Source organism: Treponema sp. R80B11-R83G3, from assembly GCF_054786115.1.
Map to the genome: position 1 here is coordinate 1 of NZ_BDHF01000054.1, position 12271 is coordinate 12271.

At 43.3% G+C, this 12271-nt stretch carries 6 protein-coding genes and 1 pseudogene; 2 read left to right on the forward strand and 5 right to left on the reverse strand.

Features of this window, described 5'->3' with window-relative positions:
* Positions 1-681 precede the first annotated feature (681 nt).
* Together ACYVRH_RS08655 and ACYVRH_RS08660 are read right to left on the reverse strand one after the other, a co-directional pair.
* Positions 682-3252, reverse strand: a complete 2571-nt coding sequence (locus ACYVRH_RS08655; protein ID WP_461256519.1) for a methyl-accepting chemotaxis protein — start codon at positions 3250-3252, stop codon at positions 682-684.
* 81 nt (positions 3253-3333) lie between these two features.
* A complete protein-coding gene (locus tag ACYVRH_RS08660) occupies positions 3334-5907 on the reverse strand; it encodes a methyl-accepting chemotaxis protein (protein ID WP_461256520.1) in 2574 nt (857 codons plus the stop codon).
* A gap of 536 nt (positions 5908-6443) precedes the next feature.
* Between ACYVRH_RS08660 and ACYVRH_RS08665 the strand changes: the two genes are divergently transcribed.
* Complete coding sequence (locus ACYVRH_RS08665) at positions 6444-8642, forward strand: methyl-accepting chemotaxis protein (protein WP_461256521.1); 2199 nt, start codon at positions 6444-6446, stop codon at positions 8640-8642.
* Between the two features lie 261 nt (positions 8643-8903).
* Positions 8904-10042 (forward strand): annotated as a pseudogene (locus tag ACYVRH_RS08670) (IS256 family transposase).
* A gap of 83 nt (positions 10043-10125) precedes the next feature.
* On the opposite strand, the gene ACYVRH_RS08675 reads toward ACYVRH_RS08670, so the two are convergent.
* From ACYVRH_RS08675 to ACYVRH_RS08685, 3 genes are all read right to left on the reverse strand, one after another.
* Positions 10126-10764, reverse strand: coding sequence for a transposase (locus ACYVRH_RS08675; protein ID WP_461256524.1), 639 nt, complete (start codon positions 10762-10764; stop codon positions 10126-10128).
* Complete coding sequence (locus ACYVRH_RS08680; RefSeq protein ID WP_461256522.1) at positions 10742-11119, reverse strand: hypothetical protein; 378 nt, start codon at positions 11117-11119, stop codon at positions 10742-10744. Before ACYVRH_RS08680 ends, ACYVRH_RS08675 begins: the two co-directional genes overlap by 23 nt.
* A gap of 240 nt (positions 11120-11359) precedes the next feature.
* A complete protein-coding gene (locus ACYVRH_RS08685; protein ID WP_461256523.1) occupies positions 11360-11902 on the reverse strand; it encodes a GNAT family N-acetyltransferase in 543 nt (180 codons plus the stop codon).
* Positions 11903-12271: the final 369 nt, after the last annotated feature.

The following is a 12271-nucleotide window of genomic DNA, read 5'->3' on the forward strand; positions in this document are numbered from 1 at the left end:
TCTCTGAGAATCTTTACTTTTTCTTCGGCAGTATAACTTTTTCTTTTGCCCATGTTTCCCTCCTGGGCTTTTGTATACCACCTTATATGCTTTGGTCTAAAACGGCAAGTTCAGCGTGGGCAGGACAATACGAGAGCGGCAAAAGGAAGTAAGTGGACGAAACAGTAGGAAGAAGTGGTTAGTAGGTAGTATGTAGTGTATAGTGAGCAGTGAGAAGTTAGCAGTGGTGAAGCATGATAGTCCACGAAGTGATAAAATGCTAATTACCGCTAGAAGATGTATGCCCAATAAATCCTTGAGTACAGTCGGGCAGGCTGCGTGCGATGTAAAAACATCTTTCGGAATTCCCCGCCACAGCCAAATAAACGCACGGCGTAGCCGTGTAGATAAATAATGCCGCACGCTGAGAGCACCAATAAATGCCGCAGTCCCCAATAAAAGCAAGGCCGCCTTTAGGTGGCCGCCAGTGCGACGTTCTCCCAGAGTTTTTGCCACCCGCAGCCTGGAGTTTTGCCAAACACAAGACATTATCAAGAAGCATGGAGTCTAGCCAAGGTAAAAAACGCAACGAAAACAGTAGTTTGCTATTTGGCAAAACTCCTAAGCAATCCGGCAACGCCGGATTGCACTGTACTTAATAAATTCCTTGGGCATACATCGTGTACTAATTCGTGGCTAATCCTACTTAGAGTGTTTCTTAACAATTTCAAGAAGCTCTGCCTTTTTGACAGGTTTAATGATATAGTCAACCGCTCCAAGTTCGCGCGCTTTTGCCCTGTCCTCCGGATTTTCCGAAGTCGTGTAAATCGCTATCGGGACACTGTGCAATTTGGTCAGATCGCGTATGCGCAGATAGGTGTCCCATCCGCCCATGTCAGGCATAGTTAAGTCCAGCAACACAAAATTGGGAGTGTAACCCTGAAAGAACAAGTCCAAAGCCGCTTTACCGGAAGTGACCGTGGTTACATCGTACTCGCCTTCAAGCATGGATTTTGTCAGGGTAAGGACGGTGTCCTCGTCGTCAACCACGATGACTTTTTTCTTTTCATCGCTTGAATCGACTTTGAATTTCTGCGATTCTACTTTTAACTCCTCGAAGTTCCTGCTGTTCTCGGCGCTCATTTCATCTACGGTGACTACCGCGACCTTTATTTCCTTCATTGCGCCGTTCACTATATCATTCATGCCGCTTACTATTTCTTCGCTGATTTTTATAAATTCGCTTGTCTGCCGATTCAGATGATCGCCCGACCCCGCCATATCCGCCGCGCCTTTTTTGACCGATATGCTTATTTCTTTCAGCTTGCCGATTGAATCCAGTATTTGTTTTCCGCCTACTTCCTGCTCTTCCATCGCGTTACGGATATTCTCTTCATGCGCTGAGACAGTCTTAACGCCTGAGTCAATTACTTCAAAACGGGAAAGAACTTCGTTGGAAGACACGGTTATGCTGTCTATGGAAGCCTTTATCTTTTTTAACATTGTGGCTGTGGTCTTTGACTGGCCGCTTGATGATTCGGCAAGTTTGCGAATTTCATCGGCTACTACGGCAAAGCCTTTCCCCGCTTCTCCGGCGTGGGCGGCCTCGATTGCCGCGTTCATACTCAACAGGTTTGTCTGGCTGGCGATATTGTTCATGACCGCGTTTATTTCCAAAAGCCCCTCGGAGTCTTTGGCAATTTCCTGTATCTTCTGCGCTACAGTTTGAAGGCCTGTTTTTCCGTTTTCAGACGCGCTTGTCAATTCGGTGACATTTTTGCTGTTTTCTATCAATGTTTTGGTTACCGAATGAATATTGGCGGTCATTTCTTCAACTGCGGAAGATGAATTATTGATGCTTTCAGACTGGCCTTCTATCAATACATTAAGATTGTCAATGCTGGTTTTAATGTTTTCCACGGCTTTCTCGGCTTCGGCGGCGCTCTGTTCCTGCGCATTCATTTTAATCTTCATGTGCTCAAAGTTTGTAGAAATCTGATCTACCGAAGTAGAAGTCTTGCTCATATTCGCGGAAAGTTCATGGCCGGTATTGGTCAGCGCGTTGACCTTATACTTTATTCTCTTAATAAGAGTGCCGATAGCCGTAAGAGTCTGATTGAAGTATTGGGCAAGCAATCCGATTTCGTCCTTGGTATGAACCACGAGTCTTCTGGTCAGGTCCCCTTCGCCTTCGGCTATTTCTTTTAAACTGTCCGTAACCTTGATAATTGGCGATATGGTTACGCCCAAAACAAGATAAACGACCACAACGGCTACCGCTATTGCCACTATCGCCAAAATAACCGTAAACACGGTCATCTTATTAACATCTTTCATGATGTAAGATTCAGGCGTTCCGACCATTATCGACCATGTTGTTGGAGAGGACGCAAGAGGAATTGGAACTACGCTCATGTGCACATTTGTATTTAACTCAGGGTCATAATCCGAGCCTTGCCACTCTTTTGCGTTTTTAACAGCGGCGACGACATCGTTTAGGTCTTTACCGTACTGTGTTTCAGTAGTAATCTGCTTCCCTAAAAAATCCGGTATATAATTTGCCAAAATAAAGCCGGTGTTGGTGTAAACAACCATACTGCAAACTTCATCGTAATCATGGACAGTCTTTATTAACATGGGTTGTATCATTCCAATATCCAACAGACAGCCTACAATTCCGACTGCTTCATTAAGCCTGCTATTAATAATGGGTGCCATAATGGTTACCATCCAGGCATCTTGTCCCGCTACTTTAAGGCTGAAGGGATCGCTCATATCGACCAATTTAGCGTCAGTTCCGTTCAGATGATCCATTGCCTGCTGAACAACTGAACTGGTCATAGCCACTGTCGCGCCGGTTTCCCTTGTCAGGGCAAAAGCAAACTGTCCTGAGGCGGTTGAGCCTACTCTGCCTATGTAACGGCTGTCCATGCCGTCAATGGCGTTAGGTTTCCAGATGGTAAACATCCGGGTAAAATCCGGCACATCCTCAAAAACAGCCTTTATCATATCTTCATATTCCTCACGCCGATCCGCCGCATCCATGCTTTCATAAAAATTCATTACATCTGATAATGTTTGCAACACCTTTATATAGCCGTCTATTCTGCCGTCCCAGTACTGGGCGCGATGACGCGCCAGATATATGGATTTATCCTCGGCAAGACTTACAACCATGCCGGACGCCTGCCTCAGTTGAATTAAAGCAAGACCGCCCGCCACAACCGCTACAATGGCGATCATCATTAGGCTCAATTTAATTTTAAGATTCATTTTTACTCTCCTTTTTGCGAAATAAAAACTAATAGTTCATAATATTATACTATACACAATATTTCACCAATAAACCATTACTTATTTTATCAATTTCCCCACTCTTTCAATCAATTCAGCCTTTTTGACAGGTTTGTTAATATAGTCAACTGCCCCCAGTTCACGCGCTTTTGCCTTGTCTTGTGGGTCTACCGAAGTTGTGTAAATCGCTATCGGAACATGGTGCAATTTGGTTAAATCCCGTATTCTGACAAAGGTTTCCCAACCGTGCATTTCAGGCATAGTCAAGTCCAATAACACCAAATTGGGAGTGTAACCCTGGAAGAACAAATCCAATGCCGCTTTACCGGAACTGACCGTGGTAACTTCGTAATTTTTCTCAAGCATAACTTTTGTCATGGTAAGAATGGTTTCCTCATCATCAATAACGATTACTTTCTTCAATTCATCGCCTGAATCGACTTTGAATTTCTGCGATTCCACTTTTAATTCGTCAAAATTCTTGCTGTTTTCGGCGCTCATTTCATCTACGGTAACTACTGCGGTTTTTATCTCTTTCATTGCACCGTTCACTATGTCGTTCATGCCGTTTACTATGTCATTGCTGATTTGTATAAATTCAGTTGTCTGACTATTCAGATGATCGCCCGATTCCGACATATCCGCCGCGCCTTTCTTGACCGATATGCTTAACTCTTTCAGTTTGCCCATGGATTCAAGTATTTGCTTTCCGCCCACTTCCTGCTCTTCCATCGCATTACGGATATTCAACTCATGCGTGGAAACCGTTTTTACGCCGTTATCAATTACCTGGAAACGGGAAAGAACTTCGTTGGAAGATACGGTTATGCTGTCTATGGAAGCTTTTATCTTTTTTAACATCGAAGCGGTGGTTTTCGACTGCCCGCTTGATGATTCGGCAAGTTTGCGAATTTCATCGGCTACTACGGCAAAGCCCCTTCCGGCTTCTCCAGCATGGGCGGCCTCGATTGCCGCGTTCATGGAAAGCAGATTTGTCTGGGCGGCGATATTGTTCATTACCGCGTTTATTTCCAAAAGCCCCTCAGATTCCTTTGCGATTTCCTGTATCTCCTGCGCCACCGTTTGAAGGCCGGTTCTTCCGTTTTCAGACGCGCTTGTCAATTCGCTGACATTTTTGCTGTTTTCTACCAAAGTTCTGGTTACCGAATGAATGTTGGCTGTCATTTCTTCAACTGCGGAAGATGAGTTGTTTATGCTGGCGGATTGGTCTTCTATCATTCTATTCAGGTTGTCAATGTTACGTTTTATGGCTTCCACGGCTTTTTCAGCTTCTTCGGCGCTCTTTTCCTGCTTGTTCATCTTAACCTTCATGCCCTCAAAATTTTCAGAAATTTGATCTACCGAATGGGAAGTTTTACTCATATTTGAGGAAAGCTCATGGCCTGTATTGGTTAACGCGTTGACCTTATACTTTATTCGTTTAATAAGTGTGCTGATAGAGTTAAGAGTCTGATTAAAATATTTAGCCAAGTCGCCTATTTCGTCATTACCGCTAATATCTAAATGCCTTGTAAGATCCCCTTCGCCTTCGGATATTTCCCTAAGACTGTCGGCAACATGAACGATTGGCTTGGTGACATTGTTCAGGATAAAATAAATGATTACAACAGCCACCAGTAACGCGATTGTCACTATAACAACTGTAAACCATTTCATTTTGTTGACATCTTTCATGATGTAAGATTCAGTTGAACCCAGCATTAACGACCATGTCGTGCTGGAAGTCCCTATTGCGATAGTAGTCACGGTTATTTGCACGTTTGTGTTTAACGTAGGGGCATAACTAAAGCACTCATACTCTTTTCCGGCTTTAACAGCCTCGAACGCTTCTTTCACATGGGTACCGAATTGCACTTCAGCTTCGGTCATCATTTTCCCTATCCGCTCCGGCCTGTAACTGGCTAGAATAAACCCATTGTTGGAATAAATAGATATTGCGGCAACTTCTTCAAATTCTTTGATAGTCGCCTCTATCCTCGGCTGTATCAAATCAATATTTAACTGACAGCCGACAGCTCCGACTACTTCATTGTTGTTCTTACTAACAATGGGGACCATCAGCCTGACCACGTAGGTGTCCTTTCCCAATAAATGAATAATTGAAGGCTGACTAACAGAGTCATTGCGCGCGTCGGGACCGTTCACGTACTGCATCACGTCATCAACGACCAAGCTGGTTTGAGCCACTGTTTTGCCTGTTTCGCTTCCCAAGGCATAAGCGAACTGCCCTGAGGCGGTTGAGCCTTCCCTGCCTATGTAACGGCTGTCCATGCCGTCAAGGGCGTTTGGCTTCCAGACGGTAAACATTCGGACAAAATCGGGCTCCTCATCAAAAACAGCCCTCATCATTTCTTCATACCGGCCTCGCCGATCCTGAGGGGCGACGTTTTCGTAATAACTCATTTCATTTGATACAGTTTGTAATACGTCTAAATAGCCGCCTAATCGGCCATTCCAATACTGGGCGCGCTGATGGGCAAGATAAGCGACGCTGCGTTTGCTCAGAGCAAGGCTTATATTGGATGCTTCTTGTAGTAGAATTATGGAAATGCCCACTACAATAACTGCCACAATAGCGATTACAATAATACTAAGTTTGAATTTCAGTTTCACTTTATTCTCCTTTTTGTAAAATAGAAACTATCTAATCATAATAACATACTATACACTTTTTTGTCAAAAGTAGTTTGAATTCTTTCTTTTTTTGCTTTTTAAGGAAAATATGGCTATAGGGACGAAAAAGGTGTCTAACTTAAAGAAGAATTTCTACCACGAACTTTTTGCACATATATTGTCGTTGTTCGTATGGTTTTGTGGTAAAATTCATAATTATTGGAAAACCCAAGCTATATGGCGTAGTCGAATTGCACTGTACTAAAGTATATTATTTTGCATACATCTTTTAGTATAAATAGGCATTTTCTACAAAATTTCACTTGCAAACCTTAAAAAATTACTATAAAATTATCGTATGGTCTATAAAAACACCCAAATAGCCAAAACCAAGTAAATCGCAACAGGCATCAGACGCTTATGCTTATTGAATTATCCAAAAAGTATAATAGTCTCTGCGTTGCGGAGCTTCCTTATTTACAAGAAATCCAAAGGTTTACACGCCTCATAAAGGGCAAAAGTAAAGGAGAAAAGAAATGAAAATTAAAATCAAACTGAGCATTTTAATGATCGCAATTGTAGCTGTCATTGTAACAGGAGTTTCGGTAGTTTTATTACAGCAGGCTTCCAGCACAAGCATAACTTTAAGCAAGCGGAGTATTGATAATCTGGCTGCTCAACGTGCCGCATACTGGCAAGGCAGAGAGGACGGTCTTTACCGCGTTCTGCGCACGTTGGCAAATCAAATGGGTAAATATGAGGATATTCCGGCGGCGGAACGGCGGGACCGTTTTGACGATATGATTAAGTCCATTGTAGAAGCGGAAGCTACCATGTATCAGGTCTACACGGTTTGGAAACCAAACGCGGTTGACGGAATGGATTCCCGCTACATTGGCCGTGAAGGTTCCACAGAAACCGGACAATACGGTGTAGGGTTCCGTCAGGAAAACGGGAAGATATCAATAATGGTTACCAGCGACGTAGCGGCCTCCATGGCATATTTAAACGGTCCAAACGCGACTAAAGACCGATATGAACACCCGCTTCCAAGAAATATAGACGGGAAAGACACTTTTTATTTCAGGTTAATGGTTCCCATCATAAACAGGCGTACCAACGAAGTAGTGGGAGGCGTTGGCTGTCTTAACGTTATAGACGCAATGCAGCCGACTGTAGAGAATACGATAAAAACCAGAGAAGAAATTTCCGCGATCTCAATTTACTCAAGCAACGGGTTTATTATGGCGAGTTATGTGCCGGAACGCGTAGGCAAGATGCTGGTCGATGTAGATGCGATATACGGCAATTATACCAAGGCTGCAAATCAGGCCGTACTTGAAGGCAAGGAATTTAACTGCTCAAGCTATTCGCACGTATTGCAATCAGACGTAGAAATTACTTTGACGTCTTTCCCTATGGGCAGTTCGGGCAATACATGGAGCATAATGCTCGCATCGACTAAATCTTACATTTTAAAAGAAGTAAATGCGATGACTAAGTTTACGATAATTATTGCGGCAATTGCCATTGTAATTGCGGTAGTAATTGTATATTTTGTCCTGAATAGTACTACCGCCCCAATCGTTATGGTAGCGAACACGCTCAAAGATATTTCAGAAGGTGAAGGAGACCTAACAAAAAGTATTGCCGTCAGTTCCAAAGACGAAGTAGGCGACCTTGCCTTGTACTTCAATAAAACAATTGGAAAAATCAAAGACCTTGTGCTTCTCATTAAAAAACAGGCAGGCGTATTGAAAGACATCGGCAATGATCTTGCCAGCAACATGACCGAAACCGCCGCCGCGATAAATCAAATCACCGCTAACATCCAGAGCATAAAGGGAAGAGTCATAAATCAAAGCGCAAGCGTAACCGAAACCAACGCGACTATGGAACAGGTTATTATAAACATCAACAAACTCAACGGCCATGTAGAAAACCAGAGCCGCAATGTTTCCCAGGCTTCATCCGCCATTGAAGAAATGGTAGCAAATATCAGTTCCGTAACCAACACGCTGGTCAATAACACCGCCAATGTAAACACGTTAAAAGAAGCTTCCGAAGTAGGCCGTGGCGGATTGCAGGAAGTTGCGACGGACATTCAAGAAATATCCCGCGAGTCTGAAGGCTTGCTGGAAATTAACTCGGTCATGGAAAACATCGCCAGCCAGACCAATCTGCTTTCGATGAACGCAGCTATAGAAGCCGCGCACGCCGGGGAAGCGGGCAAGGGCTTTGCCGTAGTAGCCGATGAAATCCGCAAACTGGCGGAAAGTTCCAGCGAGCAGTCCAAAACAATTGGCACGGTACTGAAAAAGATAGCGGAATCAATCAAAAAAATTACAGGCTCAACCGACAACGTGCTAAAAAGATTCGAGGCGATTGATTCAGGCGTAAAAACGGTGGCGGATCAGGAAGCGAATATCCGCAACGCAATGGAAGAGCAAGGTGAAGGAAGCAAACAAGTATTACAAAGCGTAGGCGGATTGAATGAACTTACCCAGCAGGTAAAAGGCGGCAGCGAAGAAATGCTTGAGGGCAGCAATGAAGTAATGAAGGAAAGCCGGAACCTTGAAAAAGTAACGCAGGAAATAACCGGCGGCATGAACGAGATGGCTACCGGCGCGGATCAGATAAACATAGCGGTACACAATGTCAATGACATGACACAAAAGAACCGTCAAGCCATTGACGAATTGTTAAAGGAAGTCTCGCGGTTTAAGGTAGAGTGATTGTAGAACGTATGCGAGCCTATCGTGACGTGATCGGGCTCGCAGTCTTCCGCGAGGGCTTTCAGTGTTATATTGTCCCGGCAGGGCCTATATTAAAAATTGTGTAAATGGCCATAAAATGGTAGAAATACCAGAGGAGAAAGCGGACTAAAGTCCGAATGGTCATGGCACGAAAGAAAGAGAAGAAAGAAAAGGATATTATCGACCAGATGCTTGAACCTCAACCGAGCCAGACAGGGCGAAGGTTCCCCTCTTGATAATATCGATTTCAGTGGGTTAACCCAGGACGAGGTTGTAGGGCGGGACGGCTTAATAAAACAGCTAACCGGAAAAACACTCCAGCGGGCGCTTGAAGCCGGGATGACGGAACATCTTGGGTATGAAAAGAATTCCAGCGCCGGGGACAACAGCTAAAACAGCCGTAACGGGCACACGGAAAAAACGGTGCTGCTTGAGAACCAAAGCGCGGCTATTGAAGTTCCGCGTGACAGAAACGGAACGTTTGAGCCGATAATCGTTCCCAAGCATGAGAAGCGGGTGTCGCTTTTTAACGATCAAATTATTTCGATGTACTCGTTTGGGATAAGCGACCGCAATATCAGGGAGCATCTTGAAAAAGCATACAACGTTGAAGTGTCGCCCGATCTGATAAGCCGCGTGACGAGCGAAGTCATCGAAGAAGTAAGGGAATGGCAGAACCGGCCTCTTGAAAAATCCTACGCGATAGCGGACTAAAGTCCGAGAGCTGTGGATAGCGGAAAACGAGGGTGCGAAATTCTGGATGGGCGTGTTAACTCAGATTAATAACCGCAGGGCGGAGGACATCCTCATAGCCTGCATGGATGGGCTTACGGGCTTCCCCGACGCGTTACGCGCAATATACCCTCAGACGCGGATTCAGCTTTGCATCGTCCACATGGTCAGGAACTCGACAAAATTCGTTTCGTACAAAGACGTTAAAAAACTGTGCGCCGACCTGAAGGCGGTCTATTCAGCTAACAGCGAGGAGGCGGGGCGCGGACTAAAGTCCGATGAGGCGCTGGAAGTTTTCGGTAATAAATGGAATGACAAATACCCGATGATTTACCAGCCATGGCTGCGGCACTGGAATGACCTGAGCGAGTTTTTCAAATACTCGCCTGATAATCCGTCGAACCTTCGGTTCGCAGGCGATTTATACGACTAACGCGGTTGAGTCTCTTAATTTTTCTTTGCGCAAAGTCATTAAAAACAAATTGATCTTTGTGAATGATGATGCTATATTTGCGGACTAAAGTCCGAAGATACTTTATTTGGCGGTCCGCAACGCTTCTGAAAAATGGACTATGCCGATAAAGGATTGGGGGCGGGCGTTAAACCAGTTCGCCATTGAGTTCGGAAAAGAACGGGTTCCGTTCTGATGATATTTTTCATTTACACAAAAAATATGATAGGCTCGTTTTTAATGATTCTGTATAAATCAATAGCTTTAACGCAAAATGATTTATCTTCCGTTCCAGCTTTGTTTTTTCCAACTTGATGCATATATCGCTGAAAAAATATGGTTGCTTTGCGTTCTCTCCGTATGAGCGGGAGAACTTCCTATGGACGCGTTTTGTTTTAAGCTCTTGTGGTACTCGCGAATCAAAGGTTCGACAACACCCCACCGTCTTTTGTAGAGCGTCTCGAATTGATCCTTTGCCATCGCCGAATCATTTGTCACCAGATATCTTGTCCCGCTCGAACCGTCTTTGTTTTTAAAGACTTGTTTGTATAGGATTACAGGAATGCTTAAATCCTTCAGCCATACCATCGTCGGTTTTTTCCCCAGTGTTTTTTGATCCAGTCGCTCGAAGCGGCCTTCCTTCTTATCCTGTTCGCTGTCCGCAACCAGCCGGTTCTCTTTCATCTCAAAAACAAACACCTTCTTCCTTTTGTCTATGAATTTCATGTTTTCATTGGATGAAAACCATGAATCCGCCAAAATATACCGGAATTTCACCCTATTTGTTATTTGCGCGTTTATCATCTCCTGCATCAGCTCATTCTTTGTCTTCGGGCTTCTGCGTTTCTCCTTTCCCTCTTTCTCGTCAAAATGCCTTTCCGTCTTCGCTATTATTTCATACCCTAACGGTATCCTTATGGCCGCATCTTCGGTTGCCGCCGTGTAAAAAAGCCGTCAGCAGGTTTATTCCCTTTACATTCCGTCCGTCATGGTGATCCCAGCGCCAACATACAATGTCATTCTCATCCATGTACTGTTTTTCTATAATCGTATCGTCAAAAACAAGGCTGGCTTCCTCATTCTCATGGCTCCTAACCAATTTCTTTACTTTTAGCCATAGTCTTTTACTGCCCATCGCCTCCCCGGACAAATACCGTGTTATCGTATCGTGGCTAATCAGCCCCCCGGTTAATTTCGACAGGCCGGTAGCTGTCGTTTGGCGATTACTGCACAATAGGTAATCGCTGTATAAATCTATTAGTTCCCCTTCCATACCCACATTTTACTATATTCTTACGTCTTTGCGTAACATGAGTTATTAATACATAAATAAAAAATAATAAAGTCACCACGCCAAGGATGGCGTGGAGCGATGAACAAAGTCTGGCAAAATAATCCTCCAACATATTTCGGTTTCTGTTGCTTAACGCCCGGCGGTAAATGTCTAGCCGCCTTCAGGCGGCGTACATTTACCGGCCTGTTATGTGAAGTTGGGGCGTATACCATATTTTATTTATATTTTATTCTTTTCATAAAATTCATTTACCAATAAATCCATATACACAATATCGTGCCTTTCCATATTCCTTTGTAATGCCTCCCGTCTTTTTCCAATATTTTTAAATCCTATTTTTTCATAAGACCTTATTGCGGGTTTATTGAAACTATAAACTCTTAATAAAATATTATGTAAATTTAATGCCTTAAATCCATAATCCAATAACAAAGTTAATGCCTCTGTGCCATATCCTTTATTCCTGTAATCTTTATTCCCAATAAATATTCCAATTTCTGCCGTTCCGTTTAAATTGTCAATTTCCATAAAACCGCAATTTCCAATTACTTCATTTTTTTCTATGTCAATAATTGAATAATTATGATCATTTGAAGGATTACTTAAAAAAGCCCGTTCACCTTCCACATTTATTACGCAATTATATAATTGTAGATTTACCATTAATTCCAAATCATTAAACCATTCCGTAAATTTTTCTGCGTCATTAGCATCCATTGGGGATAAATAGCATTTTTTACCGACTATTTTACGAAAATACATAAAATTATTCTCCTAATTATTCTAATTTATTAAACTACATTATTGTTTATTTTGTCAATACATTCTATACCATATATTTTATATACTATTTCCGATCAATTTAGCCACAATTTCGCTTAACGTTCCGGCGGTAAAAGACGTTTGGGGCAGGTTATAGGGCGTTGCGTAGCAACGACCCCTGCCCCAAATGTGGCTACGAAAAACCGTGCAGAGGGCGAAGCCCGAACACGGTTTTTCGTAGCCTAGTGTGCTGTAAAATACAGACAACGATATAAAAGAATGATATAATTGAGGCATGAGGAAAATACAGCCGCAAATAAACAAAGAAGACAAATTGCTGATGCAAAGATTATTATCAACAGGGCATCT